The sequence below is a fragment of the Mesorhizobium sp. M0119 genome, assembly GCF_040322615.1.
Classification (GTDB): domain Bacteria; phylum Pseudomonadota; class Alphaproteobacteria; order Rhizobiales; family Rhizobiaceae; genus Mesorhizobium.
This window is the reverse complement of the sequence record NZ_JAMYTU010000023.1, coordinates 1-26,139: the sequence shown is the minus strand read 5'-3', so window position 1 is coordinate 26,139 and position 26,139 is coordinate 1. Positions and strand designations below refer to the sequence as shown.

The 26,139-nt window shown below is 62.7% G+C and carries 22 protein-coding genes and 1 pseudogene; 9 read left to right on the top strand and 14 right to left on the bottom strand.

Annotated elements, in window-relative coordinates:
• The first annotated feature begins 110 nt into the window (after positions 1 to 110).
• The 4 genes from NKJ40_RS20705 to NKJ40_RS20690 all read left to right on the top strand — a co-directional run bounded on the left by NKJ40_RS20705 (position 111) and on the right by NKJ40_RS20690 (position 5,405).
• Positions 111 to 923 (top strand): class I SAM-dependent methyltransferase, encoded by an 813-nt coding sequence (locus NKJ40_RS20705; protein ID WP_352467638.1) that lies wholly within the window; start codon positions 111 to 113, stop codon positions 921 to 923.
• Between the two features lie 662 nt (positions 924 to 1,585).
• Positions 1,586 to 3,121 (top strand): DUF2778 domain-containing protein, encoded by a 1,536-nt coding sequence (locus tag NKJ40_RS20700; protein ID WP_352467637.1) that lies wholly within the window; start codon positions 1,586 to 1,588, stop codon positions 3,119 to 3,121.
• Positions 3,122 to 3,485: 364 nt separating this feature from the next.
• Positions 3,486 to 4,271, top strand: coding sequence for a ThuA domain-containing protein (locus tag NKJ40_RS20695; protein ID WP_352467636.1), 786 nt, complete (start codon positions 3,486 to 3,488; stop codon positions 4,269 to 4,271).
• Between the two features lie 75 nt (positions 4,272 to 4,346).
• A complete protein-coding gene (locus tag NKJ40_RS20690; protein ID WP_352467635.1) occupies positions 4,347 to 5,405 on the top strand; it encodes a Gfo/Idh/MocA family protein in 1,059 nt (352 codons plus the stop codon).
• A 97-nt stretch (positions 5,406 to 5,502) separates the two neighbouring features.
• On the opposite strand, the pseudogene NKJ40_RS20685 reads toward NKJ40_RS20690, so the two are convergent.
• Positions 5,503 to 5,745, bottom strand: a pseudogene (locus NKJ40_RS20685) (TetR family transcriptional regulator); the annotation flags it as partial.
• 412 nt (positions 5,746 to 6,157) lie between these two features.
• Between NKJ40_RS20685 and NKJ40_RS20680 the strand changes: the two are divergent.
• The gene (locus tag NKJ40_RS20680; RefSeq protein WP_023720612.1) at positions 6,158 to 6,580 is read left to right on the top strand and encodes a hypothetical protein; all 423 of its coding nucleotides are present in this window, start codon (positions 6,158 to 6,160) and stop codon (positions 6,578 to 6,580) included.
• 143 nt (positions 6,581 to 6,723) lie between these two features.
• Here NKJ40_RS20680 and NKJ40_RS20675 read toward each other — a convergent pair whose 3' ends face one another.
• From NKJ40_RS20675 to NKJ40_RS20630, 10 genes are all read right to left on the bottom strand, one after another.
• Entirely contained in the window at positions 6,724 to 7,452 is a 729-nt protein-coding gene (locus NKJ40_RS20675; RefSeq protein WP_352467634.1) for an amino acid ABC transporter ATP-binding protein, read from the bottom strand.
• Positions 7,453 to 7,481: 29 nt separating this feature from the next.
• Complete coding sequence (locus NKJ40_RS20670) at positions 7,482 to 8,156, bottom strand: amino acid ABC transporter permease (protein ID WP_352467633.1); 675 nt, start codon at positions 8,154 to 8,156, stop codon at positions 7,482 to 7,484.
• Positions 8,153 to 8,824 carry an amino acid ABC transporter permease gene (locus NKJ40_RS20665; RefSeq protein WP_352467632.1) on the bottom strand — a complete coding sequence of 224 codons (672 nt, stop codon included), beginning with the start codon at positions 8,822 to 8,824 and terminating at the stop codon, positions 8,153 to 8,155. The genes NKJ40_RS20670 and NKJ40_RS20665 overlap by 4 nt, the downstream gene beginning before the upstream one ends.
• A gap of 157 nt (positions 8,825 to 8,981) precedes the next feature.
• Positions 8,982 to 9,770 carry an ABC transporter substrate-binding protein gene (locus tag NKJ40_RS20660; RefSeq protein ID WP_023720608.1) on the bottom strand — a complete coding sequence of 263 codons (789 nt, stop codon included), beginning with the start codon at positions 9,768 to 9,770 and terminating at the stop codon, positions 8,982 to 8,984.
• A 110-nt stretch (positions 9,771 to 9,880) separates the two neighbouring features.
• A complete protein-coding gene (locus NKJ40_RS20655; RefSeq protein ID WP_352467631.1) occupies positions 9,881 to 11,044 on the bottom strand; it encodes a saccharopine dehydrogenase family protein in 1,164 nt (387 codons plus the stop codon).
• A complete protein-coding gene (locus NKJ40_RS20650; RefSeq protein WP_352467630.1) occupies positions 11,041 to 11,544 on the bottom strand; it encodes an Lrp/AsnC family transcriptional regulator in 504 nt (167 codons plus the stop codon). Before NKJ40_RS20650 ends, NKJ40_RS20655 begins: the two co-directional genes overlap by 4 nt.
• Positions 11,545 to 11,861: 317 nt before the next feature.
• Entirely contained in the window at positions 11,862 to 12,905 is a 1,044-nt protein-coding gene (locus NKJ40_RS20645; RefSeq protein WP_352467629.1) for an acyltransferase family protein, read from the bottom strand.
• Between the two features lie 216 nt (positions 12,906 to 13,121).
• Positions 13,122 to 13,847 (bottom strand): 3-keto-5-aminohexanoate cleavage protein, encoded by a 726-nt coding sequence (locus NKJ40_RS20640; RefSeq protein WP_352467628.1) that lies wholly within the window; start codon positions 13,845 to 13,847, stop codon positions 13,122 to 13,124.
• A 181-nt stretch (positions 13,848 to 14,028) separates the two neighbouring features.
• On the bottom strand, positions 14,029 to 15,801 hold the full coding sequence (locus NKJ40_RS20635; protein WP_352467627.1) for a tetratricopeptide repeat protein: 1,773 nt from the start codon (positions 15,799 to 15,801) through the stop codon (positions 14,029 to 14,031).
• Positions 15,802 to 15,840: 39 nt separating this feature from the next.
• The gene (locus NKJ40_RS20630) at positions 15,841 to 17,832 is read right to left on the bottom strand and encodes a tetratricopeptide repeat protein (RefSeq protein WP_352467626.1); all 1,992 of its coding nucleotides are present in this window, start codon (positions 17,830 to 17,832) and stop codon (positions 15,841 to 15,843) included.
• A 235-nt stretch (positions 17,833 to 18,067) separates the two neighbouring features.
• On the opposite strand from NKJ40_RS20630, the gene NKJ40_RS20625 reads away from it, so the two are divergent.
• Positions 18,068 to 18,811, top strand: a complete 744-nt coding sequence (locus NKJ40_RS20625; protein ID WP_352467625.1) for a 2OG-Fe(II) oxygenase — start codon at positions 18,068 to 18,070, stop codon at positions 18,809 to 18,811.
• A gap of 30 nt (positions 18,812 to 18,841) precedes the next feature.
• On the opposite strand, the gene NKJ40_RS20620 is transcribed toward NKJ40_RS20625, so the two are convergent.
• Both NKJ40_RS20620 and NKJ40_RS20615 read right to left on the bottom strand, forming a co-directional pair.
• Complete coding sequence (locus NKJ40_RS20620) at positions 18,842 to 20,197, bottom strand: sigma-54-dependent transcriptional regulator (RefSeq protein WP_352467624.1); 1,356 nt, start codon at positions 20,195 to 20,197, stop codon at positions 18,842 to 18,844.
• A gap of 6 nt (positions 20,198 to 20,203) precedes the next feature.
• A complete protein-coding gene (locus NKJ40_RS20615; RefSeq protein WP_352467623.1) occupies positions 20,204 to 22,063 on the bottom strand; it encodes a sensor histidine kinase in 1,860 nt (619 codons plus the stop codon).
• Between the two features lie 236 nt (positions 22,064 to 22,299).
• Here NKJ40_RS20615 and NKJ40_RS20610 point away from each other — a divergent pair, with 236 nt between their 5' ends.
• From NKJ40_RS20610 to NKJ40_RS20600, 3 genes are all read left to right on the top strand, one after another.
• Complete coding sequence (locus NKJ40_RS20610) at positions 22,300 to 23,631, top strand: dicarboxylate/amino acid:cation symporter (protein WP_292659748.1); 1,332 nt, start codon at positions 22,300 to 22,302, stop codon at positions 23,629 to 23,631.
• A 467-nt stretch (positions 23,632 to 24,098) separates the two neighbouring features.
• A complete protein-coding gene (locus NKJ40_RS20605) occupies positions 24,099 to 25,166 on the top strand; it encodes a glycosyltransferase family 2 protein (RefSeq protein WP_352467622.1) in 1,068 nt (355 codons plus the stop codon).
• 109 nt (positions 25,167 to 25,275) lie between these two features.
• Complete coding sequence (locus NKJ40_RS20600; protein WP_352467621.1) at positions 25,276 to 25,584, top strand: HigA family addiction module antitoxin; 309 nt, start codon at positions 25,276 to 25,278, stop codon at positions 25,582 to 25,584.
• Positions 25,585 to 25,627: 43 nt separating this feature from the next.
• On the opposite strand, the gene NKJ40_RS20595 is transcribed toward NKJ40_RS20600, so the two are convergent.
• Complete coding sequence (locus NKJ40_RS20595) at positions 25,628 to 25,915, bottom strand: DUF982 domain-containing protein (RefSeq protein WP_352467620.1); 288 nt, start codon at positions 25,913 to 25,915, stop codon at positions 25,628 to 25,630.
• Positions 25,916 to 26,139: the final 224 nt, after the last annotated feature.

The following is a 26,139-nucleotide window of genomic DNA, read 5'->3' as shown; positions in this document are numbered from 1 at the left end:
CGGCGTTTGGGAGCTTCCGGGAGCGAACCGCCTCCCGGTCGAATGCGACGGAATAGCGAACAACTCCATGCTATGCTGGCGAGCCATCAAACGGGCGACGGGGGATAGCAATGTTGGAAACGGACAAGGTGTTCGCGGGCTCAATTCCGGAAAACTACGATCGCTATATGGTGCCGTTGATCTTCGAGCCGTTCGCTGCGGATCTTGCACGACGAGCAGCGTCCTTGTCGCCAAGCGCCGTTTTGGAAACCGCCGCGGGCACCGGGGTTGTCACCCGCGCGTTGGCGCCAAAACTGTCCCCCGATGCAAGCTATGTCGTAACCGACCTCAATCAGCCGATGCTCGACTACGCCGCTTCGCGGCAAGCTCCCGACGATCGCATCAAATGGCGTCAAGCTGATGCTCTGGCGCTACCGTTCGAAAATGCGGCCTTCGATCTCGTTTGTTGCCAGTTCGGCGCGATGTTCTTTCCCAACCGCTCATCTGCCTACCGCGAAGCCCGGCGAGTCCTGAAGCCTGGAGGACATTTTCTATTCAGCGTATGGGATCGCATCGAGGAGAATGTATTTGCGGACGATGTGACGAATGCTCTGGCGAGGATTTTTCCGAACGATCCGCCGCGCTTTCTGGCACGCACGCCGCATGGTTACCACGATACGGCACTGATCCGCAGCGAGCTGGAGGACGCAGGTTTTTCCGGTGTGGTGATCGAGACGAGGGCCGAACAAAGCCGTGCCTCCTCGCCGCGCCTTCCGGCCGTTGCTTATTGCCAGGGCACTCTTCTTCGCAACGAAATCGAGGCCAGAGAGGCGGGAAAACTGGACGCTGCAACCGACTATGCCGCAGCCGCGATTGCAGACAGGCATGGCAGCGGCGAGGTTGCTGCCAAAATTCAGGCTCACATAGTGGTGGCTGTGGTCTGAACGGTTCATCGTTTCACGGAAACGCTCTATCTTTTTGTTTCTGCGCAATTCCGGACGAAAAACCGTTTCACACTTTCCTGAAATTGCTCGAGGTGTTGGATATCCCGTTCCAGCACTTCGCGACATTCAGCTGCCATGCAGCAAACGTCTTGCCGCTATCGCGAATTCCGAGATGATGACCGTTCGTTCGCCCGAGTAGCAGGTCGACAAATGCCAGGTCGATAATCGCCGGTTTGACCGATCGCCGGGGCTTGATGGCGGCGGCTGCCGGCCGTGCGATTCTGGTCGGCCTGGCTTCACTTTGGCAGCCACGGCCGACTCCGCCCAGCAAGGTCTAGTCATTTCGCTTTCTTGACTCGGCCGACAAAAACGGGCAGCAAAGTCATCATTGGACGGCATTTTTGCCAACTATGCAGGTTTTGGAGGGCGTTTTTCGGTGTGACCGTCGCCCAATCGGCGGTCGGTAGAGGGATTGGTTAACCAACTTTGTCCATCTTTTGAATCAATCGGCAACAGACGCGAAGTGTGCTGGGGGCACCAGGCGAACTGTGAATGTCACGGCTGCGAAATCCGCTAGCCGGCATCGGCCGATTGAGAGTGGTTGAATGGCGTTTGTAAGTGCGAAAACCCGGGGTGACAGTCCTGCAACTGGATTGACTTCGATGAGGCCCGGCCTGCGCTGGGTCGCGGTTCCGGCCGTCGGCGCAGCCATTGCTTTATGGTCGGTGGCGACCTTGGCCGGCCTCTATTCGATGGGAACCTCGCTCACCGCCGCTTCCAACGGTCTTCCGCAAAGCCTGCTCGCGCCGCGCACCATCGCGCTCGCCGATCCTCGCCGCAGTCTTGCAAAGGCGCAGGCCCCGACATGGGCCGCGGCAAACGCAGCGCTGTCGGCCCAGCTGCTGCAGCATGGATGCGATGCCAACTGCCTGCGGTCGGCATCGAACTTCGTTCACCAGGGAAAATCGGCGCGTCTCAAGCGCAATGCCGTGCCGCATATCGCCGACGCGCCGCGGCAACCAAGCTTCGACGACGTGGTGGCCAAAGCAGCGCTGTCGCCGCAAAAGCTTGCCGTCGTCTTTGCCCGTGCCTCCTCCGGTTCACCCTTCAAGCTCGCAAGCCTGCCGGCCGACGCCCGGTTCGCCGAGCCGGTACGCATACCCGATCCGAACGGCCCGGCATCGGTGCGCTTCGGGCCGGCGGTGGCGGAGATCGAACGCTCGTCGCGCCTGGCGCTGGCGTTAGCCAATACATTGCCGGAGCAGATGATCGACGTGCTCCCGGCAGCCGTCGCGGCAAGCGAGCCCGCGGCTTCGCAAGAGCCACAAGAGCCTGAGGTCCAGCTGGCTTCGCTGCCGCCGCAGGACGACATGCCCGACAGCATTCCGCTGCCGACGCTGCGTCCGCGGGCGGTCATCGATCAGCCGGCCGAGGCGCCGCAGGCCCAAGCGCCGAAAGACCGGGCGCCCAAGGATCAGGCCTCAAAGGCCCAGGCAGCAAAAACGGAGCCGCCCCAGGCATCCAAGGCCCAGGCATCCAAGACCCAGGCAGCCAGGGCGAACAAGGTGCAGACGGCCGACGCTCCGCCGGCCGAGACGCAACCCGGCAGCCTGTCGCCTCGCAATTCGTCACAAGCGGCAGTGCCGGCGGTGTCGGGCAAGCCGGGCAAACGGTCGAAGACGCAGGGCGGCGACATGCTGGCCTATGCCAAGCCCGACATGCCTTCCGGCAGTCTCGGCGGGGCCTTCAGGAACCTGTTCACCACGCCCGGCATGGGCAGCGGCGTCGCCGTCTACGACATCTCGGCCAAGACTGTCTATATGCCCGACGGTTCGCGGCTGGAGGCACATTCGGGATACGGTTCGATGGTCGACCAGCCGCGCTACGTTCACAAGAAGAATGTCGGTCCGACGCCGCCCGACACCTACAATCTGACGCTGCGGGAATCGCGCTTCCACGGCGTCGAGGCACTGCGTCTCACCCCTGCCAGCGGCAGCAACAAATATGGCCGCGACGGCCTGCTCGCCCACACCTACATGCTGCGCGGCGGCCGCGCCGAATCCAATGGCTGCGTCGTCTTCAAGGACTATGCCCGCTTCCTCGCCGCCTACAAGAAGGGCAAGATCAAGCGCCTTGTCGTGGTGCCGCGGCTGTCGAAGCCGCTGACACGCGTCGCCCAAGAGGGCCGCGGCGCTTAGACGGTTGCGGCGACGCACTACGAAAGCCGTTTTGTCGCGATCCTTCGCGCCCCCCTCTGTCCTGCCGGACATCTCCCCCACAAGGGGGGAGATCGGACTTCGCGTTTGTCTGCCGTCATCCTGCAACGCTGGCGATTGGCGAAATCGCGGATAACAGCCAATCTCCCCACAAGTGGGGGAGATGTCCGGCAGGACAGAGGGGGGCGCTGTCCCGCCGGCATTGCTGGTTTTGCCGCATGGACGTTCCCGCCCGCTTTCCAACAGATTGTCAGCAGCCGGCCGCGAGACGGTTTTCATTCCCGGCCGAGGATATTATGACTGACCCGTAGGGGCGGCTCCAGCTTCAAACAATCAAGAGGACATCATGACAATACGCGCTGTCGTCTGGGGCGAGAATATTCATGAGCGGACCAACGAGGTAGTCGCTGGCATCTATCCCGAGGGCATGCACGCGACGATTGCCAATGCACTGAAGCTTGACCCGGAGATTTCGGTGTCCTGGGCAACGCTGGAGCAGCCGGAGCATGGGCTGCCGGCCGACCGTCTGGCCGAGACCGATGTCTTGCTGTGGTGGGGGCACAAGGACCATGGCGCCGTCGCCGACGAGATCGTCGAGCGCGTGGCGCGCCGTGTCTGGGAAGGCATGGGGCTGATCGTTCTCCATTCCGGGCATTTCTCGAAGATATTCAAGAAGCTGATGGGCACACCGTGCACGCTGAAATGGCGCGAGGCTGGCGAGCGCGAACGGCTTTGGGTGACCAGCCCCAACCATCCGATCGCTGCGGGACTGGGCGAGTATTTCGAGCTCGAGAACGAGGAGATGTATGGCGAGCAGTTCGCCGTGCCGGAGCCGCTCGAGACCGTGTTCATCTCCTGGTTCCAGGGCGGCGAAGTGTTCCGGTCGGGGCTGACCTATCGCCGCGGCGCCGGCAACATCTTCTATTTCAGGCCCGGCCACGAGACCTATCCGACCTATCACGACGCCAACGTCCACAAGGTGCTGCGCAATGCGGTGAGATGGGCGCACAACCCGCAAGGCGCCAATCCGGCCGTCCTCGATGCGCCGAACGTGCCGGTGGGAAAGGCGCTCGAGCCGATCGTCGAGCGCGGCGGAAAGCTGCATTCCGCGGGCGAAGCCGGCTTTCGCTAGACCACGATCCCGAACTTTGGTTCGGGAAATCCATGATCGAACAAGAAGATAAAGCCCGTCCTAAGGATAAGAATCATGCGCCTCTTGATACTCGGCACCGGCTGGATGGCGGAGGAGCACGCTAGGCAGTTCGGCAAGATCAAGGGCGTCGAACTGATCGGCGCCGTCGATCTCGACCGTACGCGTGTCGACAAGTTTTCGGACATCTACGGTATCCCCAACCGGTTCGCGTCGCTAGACGAGGCGCTGGCATGGGGCAAGTTCGACGCGGTGGCGAACGTGACGCCCGATCGCATCCACCATCCGACTACCATGATGCTGATCGCGGCGGGCAAGCCGGTGCTGTGCGAGAAACCGCTGGCCGAAAATTACCAGCGAGCCAGTGAAATGGCCGATGCCGCCGAGCGGGCCGGCATCATCAACATGGTCAACCTGACCTATCGCAATGTCGCGCCGCTGCAGAGAGCGCGCGCCATGGTGCTGGCCGGCGAGATCGGCACGGTCAGGCATGTCGAGGCGTCCTACCTGCAGAGCTGGCTGGTGTCCAAGTTCTGGGGCGACTGGCGCACCGATCCGAAATGGCTGTGGCGGCTGTCGCGCGGCCATGGCTCCAATGGCGTGCTGGGCGACGTCGGCATCCACATCCTCGATTTCGCCAGCTATGGCGCGGCGCTCGACATCGATCATGTGTTCTGCCGGCTGAGATCCTTCGACAAGGCGCCCGGCAACCGGATCGGCGAGTACGGGCTCGACGCCAATGACAGTTTCACCATGTCGCTGGATTTCAGCAACGGCGCCTTCGGCGTCGTCCATGCCAGCCGCTGGGCGACCGGCCATTTGAACGAACTCCGCCTGCGCATCTACGGCGACAAGGGCGGCATCGAAGTCGTGCACAATCTGACCGGCTCGGAGCAGAAAGTGTGCATCGGCGAAGACGTCGAGAACGCCAAATGGCAGGTTCTGGATGCCGGAACGGTGGCGACCAACTACCAGCGCTTCGTCGATGCAGTGCGCAACGGCGTCCAGGCCGAACCGTCGTTCCGGCATGCTGCCGAATTGCAGAAGGTCCTCGACCTCGCCGTCGTCTCGGATGAGAAGAGGGCTGAATTGAGCACGCACGCGGATGCGCAATAGGCTTGGGTTCCTCGCCGCGGGCGTTTTAGGGTCAAAACAAAACCGAGTTTGCATCTCGGCCGTTCATGGCAGGAAGTGACGGCTATGAAGGAAGAGTTCATCGTCTTGGCGAGAGGCCATCGAGCAGGAAGCCGAGGCCTTTCCGAAAAGCACCATCCCAATCGTTATCCAACAGCAGACGAGAGCGTTCGATCGTCGGATAGCGTTCGCTGAGGCCTGTAAGGCGCTGCTGCGTGTCGGCTCTACCGTCGTCCGAGAGGTCGAAGTTCGCCCGGCTGATGGTGGCGCCCATCACATAGTTCCACAGCGACCATATCGCGACGTTCAGATGGGTCAGCGCGCCGCCGACAGCCGCGCGCTCGCCATCACGAGGGCCGAGCAACAGGGCTTCGCCTTGCCGTTGTTTCGCATGAGAAGAGGGCTGAATTGAACACGCACGCGGATACGCGATAGACTTGGGTTCCTGCGCCGCAGGGCGAGGGAGAGGTGGCCGCAAAGCGGCCGGAGAGGGGTCTTTGGCAGCGAGGGCCTTCGCAAGAATGAAATGTCTTTGATGTCGGGACAAGGTCGCACGCAATGACATGGTCAGCGCAATTCCCCCTCTCCGTCTCGGCGACCCGAGTGGTTTGTGAAACTCGCTAGCCGCGAGCGAGACTGAACTAACTCGGAAGGTCAGTTGACACTTCGCCGCAACGGCCCATCCTCGATTGTTGGCCTACCTTTCCGACCAACTTTCGAACAGGGAGGAAACAATGGAAGCCGTCAATCGTAGATCCACACTTGCACTCGGTCTTACACTGGCCGCAACGCCTCTGATCGCTTGGGGGACACCAGCAGCCGCCCAGACTTACGGCCCCGATGAGGGCAAGGAAGTCTCACCCGGCGTCAGAGTTGTAGCGCTTGGTGAGCGCAAGTCGGTCATACCAGCCTATGCAACGGTGAAGCTGCGCGATGTTGTCATTCAGCCCGGAGCGAAGACGGCTGACAACATGATGAAGAACGACATGCTCTGCCACATGACTGAGGGAGAACTTTCGGTCGTTCACAACAAACAAAAGTTCACAGTCAAGAAGGGCGATGTTTGGGCCTGCGCTAATGGCGCTACGACAGAAGGCACCCAGAACACGAGCAGTGCGGTCGCGATCATGCGGGTCATCGATTTGATGCCCGCATAAGGGAAGCGGCTGGCGGAAGTGCGGCAATGGCCGCCCTAAGAGGAAGCCCGGCGCGCATCTGTCGTATTAGGGAACGTCCAGCGAAGGGCCGCTTTCCATCCATCTCGGCCATCGACGACAGCCAGCTGAGTTGAGTTTGAACCCTAATGCCGCAGGATCTTGCTCAGGAAGGCGAGGCTGCGGTCCGTCTTCGGGTGCGAGAAGAACTCGTCCGGGGTGCCGCTCTCGACAATGGCACCTGCGTCCATGAACACGACGCGCTGGGCGACCTTGCGGGCAAAGCCCATCTCGTGCGTCACCACCATCATGGTCATGCCTTCCTCGGCCACCGCGACCATGACGTCGAGCACTTCCGAGATCATCTCGGGATCGAGCGCCGATGTCGGCTCGTCGAACAGCATGATCTTGGGGCGCATGCCGAGGCAGCGCGCGATCGCCACGCGCTGCTGCTGGCCGCCTGAGAGCTGCGCGGGATAGGCGTCGACCTTGTCGGCGAGGCCGACCTTGGCCAGCAGCTCGCGCCCGGCCTTTTCGGCCTCGGCGCGCGGGATATTGCGGACATGGATCGGCGCCAGGGTGACGTTCTCGAGCGCCGTCTTGTGCGGATAGAGGTTGAACGACTGGAAGACGAAGCCGATCTCGGTGCGCAGCCGCGTCATGTTGGTGGCGGGGTCGCCGAGGCGCTGGCCGTCGACCGTCAGGTTGCCGTCGCGGATCGTCTCCAGCCCATTGATGCAGCGGATCAAGGTGCTCTTGCCCGAGCCGCTCGGGCCGCAGACGACGACCACTTCGCGCGGCTCGACGCTCAACGTGATATCCCTGAGCACGTTGAGCTGGCCGAACCATTTGTTGACGCCGCGAAATTCAATCATGCCGGTGCCATTTTTGCTGGAGTTCGACATCACAATTGCACCTCGCCATGGGCCGCGCCCATGCGTTGCTCCAGCCGGCGGGCCAGCATGATCAGGGGGTAGCAGACGATGAAATAACCGAGGCCGACGAGGAAGAAGACGAGCAGGCCGTTCGGCACACGCTGCACCACCAGCCAGCCGACGCGGGTGAGATCGGTGAGGCCGATCGCCGAGACCACCGAGGAATCCTTGATCAGCAGCACATATTGCCCGACCAGCGGCGGCAGCACGATGCGCATCGCCTGCGGCAGCACCACCTGGCGCATGCGCTGCCAGCGCGACAGGCCGGACGCCAGCGCCGCCTCGACCTGGCCGGTCGGCACCGAGCGGATGCCGGCGACGACGATCTCGCAGATGAAGCAGGCAGCCAGATTGGTCAGCGCGATGATACCGGCGGTGAAGGCGTCGAGCTCGATGCCGAGTTCCGGCAGGATGAAGAAGATCAGAAAAATCTGCACCAGGAACGGCGTGCCGCGGATCAGGTCGACCCAGGCGCCGATCGCGCTGCTGATCAGCCGGTTGCCGCCGGTGCGCAGGATACCGAGGCCGAAGCCGAGCAGCGTGCCCAGCACCAGGCTGATCAGCGACAGCACCACGGTCATGCCGAGGCCGCGCAGCGCGAGGGGATAGCTGCCGGCGATGCTTTGCAGCTGCTGCCAGATCATGTCCGTGCCCCCGCCAGGCCGAGCCAGCGCCCGGAGAGTGCCGCCAGTCCCTTCAGCCCGTAATAGAGCAGGAGGTAGAAGGCGGCGATGGTGATGAAACCTTCGGCCGGCATGAAGCGGTCGGAGGCGAGCAATTGTCCGGCGCGCGTCAGTTCGGCGACCGAGATCAGCGACAACAGCGCGGAATCCTTGACCAGCACGATTGCCTGGCCGAGCAGCGGCGGGATGGTCACCTTCAACGCCTGCGGCAGGATGACCAGGCGCATACGCTGGACATAGGTCATGCCCGAAGCGACGCCGGCCTCGACCTGGCCGCGCGGGATCGACAGGATGCCGGCGCGGATGATCTCGGCGACATAGGCGCCGCTGTTCAGCGACAGCGCCAGAATGCCGACGACGAGCTCGGGCAAAACGAAGCCGAGCCGCGGCAGGCCGAAATAGAGGAAATAGAGCTGCGCCAGCAAGGGCGTGGCGCGCACCGCGTCGATATAGGCCTTGGCCGGGACGCGGAATAGCCGGCCGCGCTGCAGGTTCATCGCGGCGAGCACGATGCCGACGGCGAGCGCGCCGGCAAAGGAGAGGACAGACAGCCACACGGTCGTGACGAGGCCCTGCCCGAACAGGGGCAGATATTCGACGATGGTGCGGAAGCTGAAGTTTTCGAGCATGTGGGGCGGTGAATGGTGAATGGGGAGTAGGGGAGTAGGGGAGTAGGGGAGTAGGGGAGTAGGGGAGTAGGGGAGTAGGGGAGTAGGGGAGTAGGGGAGTAGGGGAAACGGCCATCCCGGACGCGCTTCACTACTCCCTACTCCCTACTCACTCTACTCAGTGATCCTTCTTCCAGGCGTCGGAATTGACCCAGTAATCGAGGTTCTTCTGCAGGCGGCCGTCGAGGCTGACCTGGTCGAGGAACAGGTTCATCCAGGTCAGCAGGTCCTGCTCGTCATAGCGTGTGGCGAAGGCCAGTGGCTCCTTCGACAGCATGTCCGGCATGATGATGAAGCTGCCGGCCGGATAGGCGGTCGACTGGCCCTTGACCGCCGAGACGTCGTTGACGCCGCAATCGGCCTGGCCGTTGTTGACGGCGTCGAGCAGCAGCGGGCCGCCGCCCTTGTAGCTCTTGATGTCGGCATCGGGGAAGGCGGCCTTGGCTTCCTTCTCGCCGGTGGCGCCGAGCAGCACCGCGATCTTGGTGCCTTTCGCCTTGCAGTCCTCGGTGGACTTGAAGGCGGTCCCAGCCTTGGTGAAGACGGTGCTGCCCGTGTACATGTAAGGCTTGGTGAAGGCGACCTTCATGCCACGCGCCAGTGTCGGCGTCATGTCGGCGACCAGAAGATCGGCCTTGCCCGACAGCAGCGCCGGGATCAGGCCGTCCCAGTCGAAGTCGAGGAAGGTGATCTTGACGCCCATTTCCTTGGCCATCAATTCGGCGAGTTCGACCGAACTGCCGGTGCGTTCGCCGGCAGCACCGACCAGCGAGAAGGGCGGTCCTTGCGTCTGCACCGCAACGCGCAACTCACCGCGCTTGGTAATTTCGTCGAGCGTTCCGGCACTGGCGGCAGCGGTGAGGCCGGCGAGCGCAAGTCCGGCGATGAAAAGCTTGGCAATCTTCATTTGGGCATTCCTCCTTGTTGTCGTTTGTTGTTCCACTTGTTGTTTCACCCCATCGAGGTGCTTTTTGAGCGGCAGCGCTGTTGCCGGCGGCAACCACCGTTCGAAAATCTTCAATCCCAGCTCACCGTTTCGGCGACCTTGATGCCGCGCCGGGCCAACTCGTCGAGGAAGCGGCCATCGGGCACATGCAGCAGCGGATTGAGCAGGCCGGGCGCGGCGATCTCGTGCCGTGCCAGCATCTGCGCCACGATGCTGGCGGGATAGCCGACGCCGAGGCTCATGCCGAACAGGCCGGAGGCGAGGTCGCGTTCGATGACCAGCTCCGAGGTCACCGTCTTGCGGCGGCCGCCTTCGCTGCCGACAAAGACGTTGCGCATGACGCAAAGGTCCTTCTCATCGGCGTCATATTGCAGTTGCGGGCCAAGCAGCCGGCCGAGAAATTCGCGTGGGCTGACGCCGGTGCCGGGCACCTTGTCCTCGGACAGGAAGCCGAGCTGCTTTAGCGGCGCCCAGAACGCCGACCAGCCCGGCCAGCGCAGCGAATAGCGGCCGGAGCGCTGCAGCCCCTTGGCGGCGGCGAGCATGCCGGCATAATGCGAAGCGTCGCCATTGGGGAAGGCTTCCAGCCTGCCCAGCCCCGCCACCTCGATCTCGTGGATGAAACGATTGTCGTGCTGGCGGGCGGCCGGCACATCGACCCGTTTGCCGTCCTCGACCAGCACGCTGTCGCGGTTCTGGCTGACCAGAACCATGTCGAAATTCCAGCTCACCTTGTAGCGCAGCGGCTCGACCACCGCCTTCGGCTCGGGAATGCCGCCGCAGTAGGAATCGATGGCGATGATGGTGTCGAACTGGCTTGCGGCGCGTGCGTAGAGCACAAGGTCGATGCCGGGGTCGAGCCCGCATTCGGTGACGATCGAAACGCCGGCCTTTTCGGCCTCGGGAGCGAGATCGGCGATGGCCTTGCCGTAATTGGTGGTGACCAGCGGCGTGCGCGTCGCGATCGCCGCCTGCACCGCCTCGCGCATCAGCGGCTGCGGCAACAGGTCGATGACCGCGTCGACGTCCTTCATCACATCGGCCAGCACCGGACCGATCGCGCCCTCCGGCACGACGAAACGCACCCGGGCAAGGTCGGTCAGACGGCCAAGCCGCGCCGCGCCATCGGTTGCGGTGTCGAGGCAGACCACTTGCTCGACGCCGTCGCTGGCAACGAGATCGGCGATCGCCGCCCGGCCTTGCAGGCCGAGGCCGCCGAGAACCGCGATCTTCATGCCATTTCCTTCCGCGTATCGTCCGACCAGCAGCCTTCCGGCAGGCTGACCCATTTGTTGCAGGACGCCATGACGACGAAGGTCTCGCTGCGCACGACTTCGCCCGGCTCACCGGCGCCGGGGATCAGCTCGCTGGTGACGCGGTAGAGATCGGCGACATCGCCGGCCACGGTCACGTCGACGATGATGTCGAAGCGCCCGGTGACGACGGCGGCCGAATTCACAAAAGGCAATTCCGAGATGCGCTGCGCCAGTTCTCGCGCCCGGCCGCGCCCTTGCGCATTGATGCCGACGATCGCCGAGATCAGTTCAGGGCGTTCGGTCAGGTTGAGCAGCCCGACGATCTTGAGCAGGTTGCGGTCGAGCAGATTGCGCAGCCGCATGCGGACCGTCGGCACCGAGATCGCCATCTTCTCGGCAAGGCGGTTGACGCCAAGCTGCGCGTCCTGCGACAGCAGCTTGACCAGTCGCCGGTCGGTCTGATCGAGATGTTCCCGCAAACGCTCAGGCTTTCATAAAGGGAAAGAAACGATTGGATTTTCTTTCAGATATGAAAATACCTTATGAGAGATTTTTAACAACGGCAAGAGCCATGTCATCCGCCATGGCTCTGTGCCTGTCGACAATTTCGTCGCAGATGCCACATTTTGTTCTTGCTTTGTGCCGGCAGCTATGCTACTAATTTGGGTATGGTGCCAATTGGCTCCAACGACCCGTCCTCCCGAGGCGGTTTTTTTGTTTCCGGATCTTTTGAAGGTTCAGCGCCGCCGGTTTAAGGTTGGCGGGATAGCGCCGTTCTGCGGGGCGCGGTCGCAACTCATGCCTTCACCTGATGGGCGGAAAGGCTCATCCGCGATATGGCCAAAAGCGGCTTTTCAATAAAACTGTAGCTGGCCAGGGAAACGGCAATGCAGGCGGTGACAATAACCGTGCCTGCAAGCCATGGCGATACACCGGCGCTTGCAACAACAGGAGCGGTCGCAAGCAGCACGACGGGATGCGTCAGATAGAGAGAGTAGGAAGCATCACCCAACCTTGCCAGCAGGCGAGGGGCAAAAAGCCGGAAGTAGCTTTCCAGGCTGATGCAACCCGCGACAAGTATCAACGCCGGGACTCCCTGAGCAAGGGTTCGCGGCAAGTTGAAGTCAAGTACCATCACCAGCATGGACACGATGGCGAGCACGACAGCCGAGACACCCAGGACGGCAGGCAAACGCGCCAGCCTGCCGACCAGGTGGAAGAGAGCCATGCCGGCAAGGAACTCAAACAGGATTGGCGTGGTATAGAAAAACAGCACAGTGTCGGCTGCGGGTTTGAAGATGATGCGCGCCGCTACGGCGACTGCAAAGACAACGCCGACCGCGGCCATTTGCGTCAACCTGCCAAAACCCATAGTCGCCGCGAACAGAATGTAAAACAGGATTTCCAGATTGAGCGTCCAACCCACGCCAAGCACCGGTTGGACATAGCCTGTGACCGTATCGAGATAGGGTATGAAAAGCAGGCTATTGGTGATCTGCTCAAGAGACACTGCACGACCGGCAAACAACCAAAGTGCGGCGACCATGAGGAAGGTCATAACCCAATAGAACGGAACGACGCGCGTGAACCGCTGCATCAAGAAAGCACGGTGGTCTGGGCGTCTGTTCTCCGTCGAGAGACCCATGACAAAACCACTGATGACGAAAAACAGGTCGACGCCACTGTTTAGAACGGGAATACGCAGATCGAGCATGCCCAGCGCGGCCGGAAGATGATAGATAACAACCATGAGGGCTGCTAGCCCGCGCAGGACCTGTATCGATGTATATTGTTGAACCCGACGCGGCGCAGCATGATCATTCTGTGGAATGATGTTCATCAAAAAATGGTCCTCGGTGCGAGGGAGCATTAACATACGGGATCGTTGATGTGTTGATTAATTGCCGGTTTAATTAATACATAAAGTTTTAGATAGATTTTACTGACATTAGCATGCTGCCACACTTGAGTTCGCCGACTTTGGCCTGCCTCGTTGCCAAAACTTGGCATCTCCCTTGTGAAAAGGAGATTGGCCGTCATCAAGGCTTTTCCCGCGCTAACGACGGGTCTCGAAGATCGCGACGGCTGCCGCTGTCAGCGCAGCGTTACTGGATGCTACCGTTCCATCAGGAAGCTCCTTGCCGTCTTCCAGTCCGACACGCGTCGACCAGCCACGCGCCGCCGCCCGGTGCACGAAAGGCCAGACCGTGGCGTCGGCGCCGTGCAGCAGGATCGCCCGGCGCATTCCGGCGCCGTCGAGCACGGCGGCGATATCGTCGCTGATCTCCAACGCAGCGTCCTGCTCCTGCTCGGAGATTTCAATCAGGATGCGCAGCACGCGGTTGCCATGGTCGAGGCTCACCAGGCGCTCGGCATCGGCGACCGAGGCGAGCCCGGCCTCGATGCCAATGCCGCGCTGGCACAGACGGTCCATCAAGGCGGGCGCGGCGTCTTCGCTGAGATTGACCGAGGCGTAGTCGGGCAGTTCGCTCCAGCCGGCGATCGCGGCCAGTGTCCGCTCGTCGTCATTCTCGATCCAGGCGCCGGTCGACACGCCGATCAGCGTTCCCGGACAGGCGCGGCGGAGCGCCAGCACCGTCCGGTCCATCGCCGCCGGAGCCAGGCTTTCGCGACTGTCCAACCCGCGGGCATGAACATGCAGTTCGGCGGCGCCGGCGGCGACGCAGGTCGCACCGTCGCGCGCCATGGCTTCGGGATCAAGCGGCAGTCGCGGGTGGAAGTCGGCGCTGCGCGCGCCATTGATGCAGGTCTGGACGATCATGCCAGGGGCAGTCCGGTTGCGGTTGCTGCCAGTCTAGCGCGGGCCAGTGAAAACCGGAATCGCGCTGGTGAAGGCTCCTGACATCTGGACGCGGCACAGCCCGAATCAGTCTGGCAGAATGCGCCTCTATCGTGTTGGTTCGGCTTAGTCTTCTTAGCAAACGAACATCCGTCGGGCAGAGTTACGGCGAAACACCCAACTCGCGTAATGCAGCGTTGGCGGCACGGTATTCGATAAAACTCTTTGGACAATGGCTGACCGTATGCCTGTAAAGCCATAGGGCGTGATCGCGGTGCCCTTTGAGCCGGCTGAGTTCCGCGTCATAGAAACTGATCTCGCAAAATTTGCCGTGTTTCTTGGTTGGGTCCGAGTCATCGACGTCGTTCAATGTCGCGGTCGGCGTCTTTTCGCCAAGCAGCATTCGAACCACAGGCGCCGGCCACTTCGTCATGTCGAGCTTAGAAGCTGCCTCCCGCAAATGGCCCGCCGCACCGTTGCGTCGTTCAACAATATCCAGCCAGATGGCAAAATAGGCGTAGTCGGGCTTGAGCGCGGCCGCCTTTTCAAAGTCAGCCTGCGCCTTGGCCAGCGAGCCAGAATAGAAATAGAGAACACCCCTGTTTGAGTAGCTGTACGGATAGTTCGGATCGAGCAGGATCGCTTGGTCGAAGTCAGCAATGGCTCGACCGTCGCCGGCGTTTCCCATCCAGGCAACGCCGCGGTTGTGGTAAATTCTTGCATTTTTCGGATCGAGACCAATCGCCCGGTCGTATTCGGCGATTGCCTGATCGTACTCACCTCGCTTGTTCCAGAGAAAGCCTCGGTTGCTATAGGCGATGGCAAGTGTTGGGTCGATATCGATTGCGTGGCTGTAGTCCGCGAAGGCGCGAACATCGTTCTCCTTTGCCACCCAGGCCAAGCCCCGATTATTATATGCGAGGGCTTGTTTCGGGTCGAGCTTGATCACCTGGTCGTAGTCGGCGATGGCGCGATCATTGTCTCCCTTGCTAGCCCAGGCGATACCTCGATTGAAGTACGCTTTGGGGTCTTTCGGATCGAGGCTGATCGCCTTGTCGTAGTCGGCGATGGCGTGGTCATTGTCGCTCTTGCCTGACCAGGCCACCCCTCTGTTGTACCAGATGCTCTCATCGTTCGGATCGAGGCTGATCACTTGGTTGTAATCGGCGATGGCGCCGTCAAAATCGCCGTCCGTCAGCCGGGCGTTGCCGCGCCGGTAGTAGGCGTGCGCGTTTTTAGGATCGAGGCTGATCACCTTGTCATAGTCGGCCAGCGCGCGCTCCTCTTCGCCCTTGCTGGTCAACGCATCGGCTCGATCGTTCAGGGAACCGACGTGGTTCGGGTTGAGCCTGAGGGCCTGGTCGAAGTCGGCTGTCGCGCGGTCGTAGTCGCCTCTTTTTGCCCAGGTCAAGCCCCGGTTGTGAAAGGCTCTGGCGTCGCGCGAATTGAGATCGATCGCCTTGCCGTAGTCGGCAAGCGCAAGGTCGTTCTCGCCCTTGTAGGAATGTGCGACACCCCGGTTGTAGTAGTATTCGCTATTCTTCGGGTCCAGGCTGATCGCCTTGTCCAGATCGGCGATGCCCTTGTCGTAGTCGCCCTTGAAGACCCAGCTGATGCCCCGGTTGTAGTAGCCGCTGGCGACGGTCGGGGCGATGCCGATGAACGCGCTATAGTCGGCAATGGCGCGGTCATAGTCGCCTCGTTCCGTTAAGGTATTGCCGCGCTTGAAATAGGCAATACCACGGTTTTCGACGGGCTCTGTCGCATCCTCGATCATGCGCGTGCAGGCGGCGATCCGCGTGCTTGCCTCGACCTCGTCATCGCTGACGCAGTCGCTGCTGGCGGACAAGGCCGGGAGCGCCGTGACAAGCAGGAGAATGAGACCAGCCAGCGTGCGCCAGAAAAACCTGTGCCATTCTCGAACCGGTCCGGTCAAATCGCTCCTCGGGTCATCAAAAAGTCTTGGAAATTGTCTTCACGGAACCGCGCCCAACTCGTGCAGAGCGGCCTTGGCCGCAACGTATTCGTAATAGTCCCCAGGGCAATCGCTGGCAGCGACCCGGTAGAGCCGCAAGGCTTCGTCGTTATGGCGTTGCAGCCGATCGAGTTCGGCGATGAACAGGTTCGCCTCGCACGAATTCCCACGCTTCTTGGCCGGGTCAGCGTCGTCGGCTGCCGCCGATACCTCGGCCGGCGTTAGTTCTCCAAGCAGCATGCGAACCGCTGGCGCCGGCCATTTGGTCATATCGAGCTTTTCAGTTGCTTCCTGCAAATGGCCCACCGCACCGTTGCGCCGCTCGGTCATCTCCAGCCAGATCGCAAAATAGGCATTGTCGGGCTTGAGCGTGGCCGCATGTTCGAAATCGGCTTGCGCCCTGGCCAGCGCGCTCGAATAGAAGGAGAGAATGCCGCGGCCAAAATAGGCATAGGCATATTTCGGATCGAGGCTGATTGCCCGATCGTAGTCGGCGGTCGCGCGGGCGTAGTCGCCCTTTGCCGACCAGACAACACCCCGGCCATTGTAAGCACGGGCGTCTTTCGGATCGAGGCTGATCGCCTTGTCGTAGTCGGCAAGGGCGCGGTCATCGTCGCCCTTCTTGTGCCAGATACGTCCTCGGTACCTGAAGGCTTTGGCATGTACTGGATCGAGCACGATCGCCTGGCTGTAGTCGGCAATGGCGCGGGCATCGTCGCCCTTGTGTGCCCAGGCATTGCCTCTGTTGTCGTAGGCAGTTGGGTCTTTAGGATCGAGCGTGATTGCCTGGCTGAAGTCGGCGATGGCGCCGTCATAGTTGCCCTTGTCAGACCGGACGAGGCCCCGGTTGTACCAGGCATCAACGTTTTTTGGGTCGAGGCTGATTGCCTGCGTGTAGTCGGCGACAGCGTGGTCGTCGTCACCCTTCTTCTTCCAGGCAATGCCACGGTTGTTGTAAGCGGTGGCGTCCTGGGGATCGAGGCCGATCGCTTGGTCATAATCCGCGATAGCGCGGTCGTAATCGCCCTTGTGTTTCCAGGCAACGCCTCGATTGTTGTAAGCACTAGCGTCCTGAGGATTGAGGCCGATTGCTTGGTCATAATCCGCGATGGCGCGGTCGTAGTCGCCCTTGTGCGACCAAGCCAGGCCTCTGTTGTAGTAGGTGCTGGCGTCTTTCGAGTCGAGGCTGATCGCTTGGTCGTAATCGGCGATGGCGCGGTCATAGTCGCCCTTGCGTGTCCAAGCGATGCCACGATCTCCATAAGTGTCGGCATGTTTCGGCTCGAGGCTGATCGCACGATCATAGTCTGCAATCGCGCGGTCATAGTCGCCTTTTAGTACCCAGACAGCACCACGATTGCTGTAGGCTTTGGCGTCTTCCGCATTCAGACTGATCGCCTGTTCGTAGTCGGCGATGGCTCGGTCGTATTCGCCCTTCTGTTTCCAGGCAACGCCACGGTTGTTATAGGCTCCTGCATTTTTAGGATCGAGGCTGATTGCCTGGTCGTAGTCGGCGATGGCACGATCGTAGTCGCCCTTGTCTGCCCAGGCGTTACCCCGGTTGCTGTGGGCATCGGAATGCTTCGGATCGAGGCTGATGGCCTGATCATAGTCTGTAATGGCGCGGTCGTAGTCGCCCTTGTGCTCCCAGGCGACACCTCGGCTGTTGTACGCCTCGGGGTTTGTCGGGTCGAGGCTGATCACCTGGCCAAAATCGGCGATGGCGCGATCATTTTCGCCCTCTTCGACCATTGTGGCGCCTCTGACATAGTAAGCACCGGCGAATTTCGAATCGAGGTCGATCGCCTGGCCCAAATCTGCAATCGCGCGGTCGTAGTCGCCTTGTGACGCCCGTGCCTCGCCGCGCTTGTAGTAGGCAGTCGCGCGGTTGGCCACAGGCTCCGTGGGATCCTCGATCATGCGCGTACAGGCGGGAATCCGCACCGCCGGATCGACCTCATCGTCGCTGACGCAGTCGCTGCTGGCGGACAAGGCCGGGAGCGCCGAGACCAGCATGACGACGAGGCAAACGAGGAATTGCCGGACCGCCCCGTCCCTTTGTCGAACCCGTCCGATCAATTCGCCCCCCATCGCGGCAAGCCCAGCTGCATTGTATTCAACGAAATCCCCGAGACAATCGCTAACGAGCTCACCCGGCAAGAAACGGGTGGTCCGCGCGCGCCGTTTCACCCATCTCAATGACAGAGCAGCCACAGGAGGCGAAGCCATGACCATCCATTCGATAGGCGCGAAAGCAGCGGTGAAATCGGCGGAGGTGCGCGTTGCCGGATATGACTGGCGGAAGCTGGCCGATGAGCTGAGCGGCTATGGCTGCGCGGTGATGGAAAAGCTGCTGACGCCGCAGGAGTGCCGGCAGATTGCCGGACTTTATTCGGACGAGAGCCAATTCCGCAGCCATGTGCACATGGCGCGGCACGGCTTCGGCAAGGGCGAGTACCGCTATTTCCGCTATCCCTTGCCCGATCTGATCGGCGACTTGCGCACCGCGCTCTATCCGCGCCTCGCCGCGGTCGCCAACGATTGGAACGAACGCATGGGTATCGCGCAGCGCTATCCCGACGAACACGCCGCGTTCCTCAAACAATGCCACGAGCAGGGCCAGACGCGGCCGACGCCGCTCCTGCTGCAATACGTTCCCGGCGACTTCAACTGCCTGCATCAGGATCTCTATGGCGATCTGGCGTTCCCGCTGCAGGTGGCGATCCTGTTGTCCGAACCCGGCAAGGATTTCACCGGCGGCGAGTTCGTGCTGACCGAGCAGCGTCCGCGCATGCAAAGCCGCGCCGAGGTGGTGCCGCTGCGCCAGGGCGATGCAGTCGCCTTCGCGGTCCACAATCGTCCGGTCGAGGGCACACGAGGCAATTACCGGGTCAATCTCAGGCATGGCGTCAGCCGGCTTCGCTCCGGCATGCGCCACACTGTCGGTATCATCTTCCACGACGCCAAGTAGCCGAGCCGCCCGGTCGAGGCCCGGCGACGATTACCTGGAAAAATCGCTGCGCACGATGCCGTGGCGCTGGAGCTTGTCGTAGAAGGTCTTGCGCGGAATCCCCAGCGCTTCGATCGTGCGCCTGACATCGCCCTCGTTGCGGCCAAGCGTCTCGCGAATGATGTCGGCCTCGTAGCGCTCCAGCCGCTCCGGCAGCTTCATGGCGGCGTTCGATTGGGTCGGGGCAGGGGGTTGTGCTTCGGCGCCTTCCTCCAATCCAAGCACAAACCGCTCGGCGAAATGCGCCAGTTCGCGCACATTGCCCGGCCAGTCATGGTCGCTCAGATGGCGATGCACCGTCGCCGGCACTGCCGGCACCTGGCGGTGGAAACGGGCGGCGGCGCGCTCGGCGAAGTAGAAGAACAGCAGGGCGACATCTTCGCGGCGCTCGCGCAGCGGCGGGATCGAGATCGTCACCACGTTGAGCCGGTAATAGAGATCCTCGCGAAACGTGCCGCGCTGGCGCGGATCGCCGAGGTCGACCTTGGCGGCGGCGACGACGCGCAGGTCGACTGGCCGCACCTCGTTGGTGCCGAGCGGCGTGACCTCGCGCATCTCCAGCACGCGCAGCATCTGCACCTGTGTCGAGACCGGCATGCTTTCGATCTCGTCGAGGAACAGCGTGCCGCCGCTGGCGTGCTCGATGCGGCCGATCCGTTTCTTCTGCGCGCCGGTGAAGGCGCCGGCCTCGTGGCCGAACAACTCGCTCTCGATGACCGTCTCCGGCAGCGTGCCGCAATTCAGCGCAACGAAGTTGCCCTTGGCGCGGCGGCTCCAGCGATGCAGAAGGCTTGCCACCACCTCCTTGCCGGAGCCGGTCTCGCCGGTCACCAGCACATCGACGTCGGTGTCGGCGATCTGGCGTAGTGTGCGGCGCAGCCTGTCCATCGCCGGTGTCTGGCCGATCAGCGGCAGGCCGTCCTGCGCCTCTCCGGCCGCCTCGCGCAAGGCGCGGTTCTCCATCACCAGGCGGCGCTTTTCCGCCGCGCGACGCACGCTCTGCACCAGCCGGTCGGCGGCGAAGGGCTTTGTGATGAAGTCGTAGGCGCCGTCCTTGATCGCGTTGACGGCCATGGCGATGTCGCCGTGGCCGGTGACGAGGATGACGGGAATGTCCGCATCCAGCCGCAGGACACGGTTGAAAAGCTGCAAGCCGTCGATCTCCGGCATGCGGATATCGGACACCACGACGCCGGCAAAATCGGCGTCGAGCCCGGCCAGCGCCTCGGCCGCCACCGCAAAGGCCGAGACCGAGAAGCCGGCAAGCTCCAGCGTCTGCGCGGTGGCCTTGAGGAGATCGCGGTCGTCGTCGATCAGGATCACCGGCGCGGCATGGTCGTTCGTCATGATGGCTTACGCTGCTGTCTGGAGATGAATGGTGAAGCGGGTGCCGCTGTCGTCGCTTGAAACCTCGATGCGGCCGCCATAATCGGCGACGATGTCCTTCGAGATGACGAGGCCAAGGCCAAGGCCTTTTTCCTTGGAAGTGTTGAACGGCGTGAACAGCGATTTGAGGATCCCTGGCGGAATGCCCGGTCCGTTGTCGGACACGGCGACCGTCACGCCGTCGGCGGTCTCTTCGACCGAAACCTGCACATGAGCGTCGTCGCGGCCGTCGAGCGCCTCGAGCGCGTTCTGGAAGAGGTTGATCAGCACCTGTTCGAGCCGCACCCGATTGCCCATGACCTTGAGGCTCGGCGGCGGCAGGTCGATGGCCAATGCGTCGAGCCGACCGGCAAAGCGGCTTCTCAACAGCACGACCGCGCCCTCGATGACACCCCGCAATTCGACAGGCTCGGCGGCGGTGCGGCCCTTGCGGGCAAATGCCTTCAACTCCTCGGTGATCGTGCCGATACGTTCGGTAAGAGCTGCGATGGCGCCGAGGTTTTCCTCGGCTGGCTCGGTCTGCTTGCGGTCGAGGAAGGTGCGGGCATTGTCGGCGTAGGCGCGGATGGTCGCGACCGGCTGGTTGATCTCGTGGGCGACGCCGGCGGCGACCTGGCCGAGGATGGCGAGGCGGTTGGCCTGGACCAGATCCTGCTGCACGATTTGGAGCTTGGCTTCCGTGCTCCGGTGGTCTGATATCTCGGCCTGCAGCCGGTCGCGGGCGCGGCTCAGATCCTCGGTCCGTTCGACGACGCGGCGTTCGAGTTCGGTGCGGGCCGCCTGTTCGGCGGCAATCCGCATCTGCGCCGACTGCCGGCGCCACAACAGATACGCGGCCAGACCGAGCAGTGGGACGACGACGCCGAGCGCAAGAAGCCGCATTTCGCGGACGGCAGCGGCGATCGGCGCTTCAGCCGGGACGAGATAGTCGAGCCGCCATGGGGTCGAAGGAACCGGCGTGGAAAGGCTGAGATACTCCGCGTCGCTGCCGCCCGGCGTCACCGCGTGGACAATCGACACATCCGGGCTGAGCGCCTGCGGGTGCGTGATCGGCAACGGAACAAGCGGCGCGTCGCCGAACTGTTGGCTGTCGCGGATCGCGGCCTGCTTAGGTGCGGCCAGCGGCGCGGTTGTCATGAACCGCCAGGACGGCACGCTGGTGATCAGGACGACGCCGTTCTCGTCGCTGACATAGGCCGGGCGGCTCGCCTCGCGCCAGTCGGCTTCGAGCTGGTCGAACTCCATCTTGACGACGACGACGCCGAGCGGTGCGGCTGCATCGCCGACGCGACGCGAAATGTAGAGGCCGGGACGCTTGCTGACATTGCCGAGCGCAAAATATTCGGCGGTTCCGGCCTGCATCGCGCCGGAGAAATAATCGCGAAAACGGTAGTCATTGCCGACGAAGCTGATCGGCTCGCGCCAGTTGCTGGAGGCGATCGCCAGCCCGTCGGTGCCGATGACATAGAGCACCGACGCTTTGGTGCCGGAGACCAGCCCCTCGAGCTTGCGGTTCAGCACATCGATTGCCGCGGCGTTTTTCTGCGTCAGCGCATCACGCACTTGCTGGTCTGCGGACAAAAGCAGGGGCAGGGCGCGCGGGCTTTCGAGCACGGCGCGCAGCAGCGCGACCTTCAGATTGGCGTCGGTGCGCCCCTGCGCCGCCAGGGTCCCGACCTCGGCGGTGCGGCCGTAGAGGCCGGCGCCGTAGAGCGCTGCCGTGACGATCAGCAGGGCGACGGCCGCAAACAGCAGCCAGGCTCGGCGCGCCCGCCTGGCGAGTTGCTCGGGTGTCGAAGACAAGGCACCGGCGGGGCGTTGCAGCATCGCCCATTTGTGCATGAACTCGCACAAAACACAATTCGACCTATGCGGAGAGTCGCACTTGACCATGCGTCCGGCAGTGCGGACGTTTGCGAATGCTCAACAAAATCAATGACGAAGAAGTCTTCTGCGTATCTGGCACGGCTGTTGCAAACACGAATTCAGCAGTCGCGAGGCTGCTGGTCAAAACAACTGCCCCGGGGAGTCGAGCTTTCGATCGGGGCGCCATGGAGGACGTCATGCAGACAGCAATCGCTGCCGCCGAGCCGCGCGGCAAACTTCCCTTATACCGGCATCTTTATGTGCAGGTGCTGGCGGCGATCGCCGCCGGCGTGCTGCTCGGCCATTTCTATCCGGAAACCGGTGAGGCGATGAAGCCGTTCGGCGACGCCTTCATCAAGCTGGTCAAGATGGTGATCGCGCCGGTGATCTTCCTGACGGTGGCGACCGGTATCGCCGGCGTTTCCGACCTGCAGAAGGTCGGTCGCGTCGCCGGCAAGGCCATGATCTATTTCCTGGTGTTCTCGACGCTGGCGCTTGTCGTCGGCCTGGTCGTCTCCAATGTCGTCCAGCCCGGCGCCGGCATGCACATCAATCCGGCCACGCTCGATACCACCAAGGTGACGGCCTACGCCGAGAAGGCGCACGACACTACCATCGTCGGCTTCCTGATGAACATCATCCCCGACACCATCACCGGCGCCTTCGCGCAGGGCGACATCCTGCAGGTGCTGTTCTTCTCGGTGCTGTTCGGCGTCGCCCTGGCGCTGGTCGGCGATCGCGGCCGTCCGGTCGTCGACTTCCTGCAGGCACTGACCACGCCGATCTTCCGCCTCGTCGCCATCCTGATGAAGGCGGCGCCGATCGGCGCGTTTGGCGCCATGGCCTTCACAATCGGCAAATACGGCATCGGCTCGATCGCCAATCTGGCCATGCTGATCGGCACGTTCTACCTGACCGCGCTGCTGTTCGTGCTGGTGGTGCTCGGCGCCGTCGCCCGCTACAACGGCTTCTCGATCCTGGCGCTGATCCGCTACATCAAGGAAGAGCTGCTGCTGGTGCTCGGCACCTCGTCCTCGGAAGCGGCATTGCCGGGCCTCATGGCCAAGATGGAGCGCGCCGGCTGCAACCGCTCGGTGGTCGGCCTGGTCATCCCAACCGGCTATTCCTTCAATCTCGACGGCACCAACATCTACATGACGCTGGCGGCGCTGTTCATCGCGCAGGCGACCGACACGCCACTCACCTACGGCGACCAGATCCTGCTGCTCGCCGTCGCCATGCTGAGCTCCAAGGGTGCCGCCGGCATCACCGGCGCCGGCTTCATCACATTGGCGGCGACGCTGTCGGTCGTCCCAACCGTGCCGGTCGCCGGCATGGCGCTGATCCTCGGCGTCGACCGCTTCATGTCGGAGTGCCGGGCGCTGACCAACTTCATCGGCAATGCCGTGGCGACAGTGGTGGTGGCGCGCTGGGAGGGAGAACTCGACCAGACGAAGTTTGCCGCCGCCATGGCCGGCGACTTGCCGGAGGAAGTCGACCTGTCGCTGCCGGGTTTGCAGGCCGCCTGACTGTTTAGGCCACATGACTATAAGGCCCGGAGGCGGTTCGCCGGCTCCGGGGCGAAAGCACCGACCGTCGCGGCATGCCGCCTGAAACGCAACCTGAAGTGGCTCTGTTTTCGACGCGGGGCTTGTTCCAGCCGCATTTGAACGCCAGTATCCGCCGTGTCTTCAAGGCACCCGTCCGCTTCGCTCCCGACCTGATCGCGAGGCGAGACGTTTCCGTCGGGCTCGGTTGCGACTCATCCTTGCCGAAATCGTCGGAGCTTTTGCTGCCGCCGACCCTGACCATGGCAGCAGCCTCGAAGGCAATGGCGGCCTCAACACGAAGTCGCAAAGCGAAGCGTGACTCGTCTCCTGTTGGAAAGCGCAGGCTTTTTCCCCGGGGAACTCGTCGCGCGCCAAGAGGGGCGCTTGAAGGGGGCGGGCCCATGAGGGCCTTTGCCGAACCAAAGCAAGATGCGAGGTCAAACGCGATGCAGTCTGTCCAAAACAGGATTCCGGTATCCATCATCATCCCGAACTACAACTATGCGCGGTTCCTCAAACGCAGCATCGACAGCGCGCTCGAGCAGGACTACGCGGATGTTGAAGTCATCGTCGTCGACGATGCATCGCAGGACAATTCCACGACAATCATGGAATCCTATCGCGACGAGATCCTCGCATGCCCGCGAGCGCAAAATGGCGGACACGCGGCGGCGTTCAACACCGGCTTTGCGGCGAGCTCGGGCAAGATCGTCCTGTTCCTCGACGCCGACGATTATCTCTATCCGACCGCCGTCTCAACCATCGTCGACACCTGGGACGAGGCAACCGCTCAGGTCCAGTCCAGACTGCATATCGTCGACGAAGGACAGCGCATCAAGGATGTCTTTCCGCCACCCGAACTGCCTTTCGACAGCGGCGACGTCATGCCGAAACTGCTGCACAAAGGGCGCTATCAGACGACCGTGACCAGCGGGTTGGCGTTCGACCGCGCAACGCTGGAATCGATCATGCCCATCCCGGAGCCGGAGTTCCGCCAGGGCGCCGACGGCTATCTTGCAACGCTGGCGCCTATGTACGGGCACGTCCAGTCGATCGACGAATGCCTCGGCGCCTACCGGATCCATGGCGCCAACCATTCGGTCTTCGGTGAAAAGCTCGCCGAGCGGGCACGCTGGCGGGTAACCCACGATTTCCGCCGCATGCAAGCGCTGTCGGACCAGGCCTCCGGGATCGGCCTGACCATCGTGCCGTCGGATGCCGTCCGCCACGATCCGGTCCACCTGGAAGAGCGGCTGGCGTCGCTCTGCGCCGACAGAGACCGACATCCTGTGGCCGACGATTCCCGGCTGGCGCTCGGGGCGGCCGGCGCCGTCGCCAGCCTCGAAATGACCGCGTCCCTGCGACGGCGCGCCATCCTTGCCGCGTGGTTCCTGTCGGTCGGGGTGTTGCCGCGGAAAATGGCGACCGCGATCCTGTCGTGGAAGCTTGATGCATCGTCGAGGCCGGCATTTTTGAGCCGCCTGTCCAAGAGAATCCGCCATGCGATGGGTTAGGCGTTACGAAGCGACTCCGCCAGGTATTCTGCCAGGTCTGCAACCCGGCTGGATTGCGAACAATATCATTGTGGAACATGGTGATCCAAACCAAAGGGACAACCAGCCCATGACCTCTTACGAGCCGATGCTTCCGATGGAGCGCTGTCCATCCCACCCCGAGGCGTTGCTCGACGACATTATCCCGGCAACCGGCAAGACCAAGGTGGAAATCGCCAATCTGCTCGGAATCTCGCGCCAGCAGCTTTACGATATCATCCGCGAAAAGAAGCCGGTGTCGCCGGCCGTCGCGGCGCGCCTTGGAAAGATGTTCGGCGACGGCGCCGCGATCTGGCTCAGGATGCAGGCCGCTTACGATGCGTGGCACGCGGAGCGCGAGGTCGACGTCAGTTCCATTCCAAGGCTGCATGCTGCCTGAGATGCAATAGATCGGCCGAACCACCGAGGCTCTCACAAATCGATCACGGCCCGTGCTGCCGGGATCGGCCCTCCGGTTCGACGGCTCGCTCGACCAGGACATGCGCCTCCCGTGCGGCCTCGACGAACGCGTCCCTGGCGGCTTCGGTCCAGCGGCCGTCGCTCATGGCGCGGCGGCATGTGCGCAGTGCCAAGCCGTGTTTGGCGCTGCCGGCGTCACGCCAGTGGGCTTCCAGCAATTCGACAGCCTGCCGTGCGTTGGAAATGTTGCGGATATCTCCCACGATGCCGACCGCAACCGCAACCGGCTTGGAAAACCATCCTTGGTTCATGGCGAAGCCTTCGACGTGTTGAACTACCTATAACGAAAATCGTAGCGCAAGGTTTCATTCGCGCCAGTCACCACGGCGTGAGGCGGTCCCTCACTGTGCCGCGGGGGGGCGGGCCCCCCCCCCGGCGCCCCCCCCCCCCCCCCCCGCGGGGGCGCGGCGCGGGCCCCCAACATGGGCGCGGGGGCGGGGGGGGTGTTGGGGGGCGCGCCCGCCCCCCCACAGCC

Bases quoted from the DNA above. Each gene is read 5' to 3' on its own strand.
- NKJ40_RS20705 (WP_352467638.1), top strand. From the start codon at position 111: ATGTTGGAAACGGACAAGGTGTTCGCGGGCTCAATTCCGGAAAACTAC.
- NKJ40_RS20700 (WP_352467637.1), top strand. From the start codon at position 1,586: ATGAGGCCCGGCCTGCGCTGGGTCGCGGTTCCGGCCGTCGGCGCAGCC.
- NKJ40_RS20695 (WP_352467636.1), top strand. From the start codon at position 3,486: ATGACAATACGCGCTGTCGTCTGGGGCGAGAATATTCATGAGCGGACC.
- NKJ40_RS20690 (WP_352467635.1), top strand. From the start codon at position 4,347: ATGCGCCTCTTGATACTCGGCACCGGCTGGATGGCGGAGGAGCACGCT.
- NKJ40_RS20680 (WP_023720612.1), top strand. From the start codon at position 6,158: ATGGAAGCCGTCAATCGTAGATCCACACTTGCACTCGGTCTTACACTG.
- NKJ40_RS20675 (WP_352467634.1), bottom strand. From the start codon at position 7,452: ATGATTGAATTTCGCGGCGTCAACAAATGGTTCGGCCAGCTCAACGTG.
- NKJ40_RS20670 (WP_352467633.1), bottom strand. From the start codon at position 8,156: ATGATCTGGCAGCAGCTGCAAAGCATCGCCGGCAGCTATCCCCTCGCG.
- NKJ40_RS20665 (WP_352467632.1), bottom strand. From the start codon at position 8,824: ATGCTCGAAAACTTCAGCTTCCGCACCATCGTCGAATATCTGCCCCTG.
- NKJ40_RS20660 (WP_023720608.1), bottom strand. From the start codon at position 9,770: ATGAAGATTGCCAAGCTTTTCATCGCCGGACTTGCGCTCGCCGGCCTC.
- NKJ40_RS20655 (WP_352467631.1), bottom strand. From the start codon at position 11,044: ATGAAGATCGCGGTTCTCGGCGGCCTCGGCCTGCAAGGCCGGGCGGCG.
- NKJ40_RS20645 (WP_352467629.1), bottom strand. From the start codon at position 12,905: ATGAACATCATTCCACAGAATGATCATGCTGCGCCGCGTCGGGTTCAA.
- NKJ40_RS20640 (WP_352467628.1), bottom strand. From the start codon at position 13,847: ATGATCGTCCAGACCTGCATCAATGGCGCGCGCAGCGCCGACTTCCAC.
- NKJ40_RS20625 (WP_352467625.1), top strand. From the start codon at position 18,068: ATGACCATCCATTCGATAGGCGCGAAAGCAGCGGTGAAATCGGCGGAG.
- NKJ40_RS20620 (WP_352467624.1), bottom strand. From the start codon at position 20,197: ATGACGAACGACCATGCCGCGCCGGTGATCCTGATCGACGACGACCGC.
- NKJ40_RS20615 (WP_352467623.1), bottom strand. From the start codon at position 22,063: ATGCTGCAACGCCCCGCCGGTGCCTTGTCTTCGACACCCGAGCAACTC.
- NKJ40_RS20610 (WP_292659748.1), top strand. From the start codon at position 22,300: ATGCAGACAGCAATCGCTGCCGCCGAGCCGCGCGGCAAACTTCCCTTA.
- NKJ40_RS20605 (WP_352467622.1), top strand. From the start codon at position 24,099: ATGCAGTCTGTCCAAAACAGGATTCCGGTATCCATCATCATCCCGAAC.
- NKJ40_RS20600 (WP_352467621.1), top strand. From the start codon at position 25,276: ATGACCTCTTACGAGCCGATGCTTCCGATGGAGCGCTGTCCATCCCAC.
- NKJ40_RS20595 (WP_352467620.1), bottom strand. From the start codon at position 25,915: ATGAACCAAGGATGGTTTTCCAAGCCGGTTGCGGTTGCGGTCGGCATC.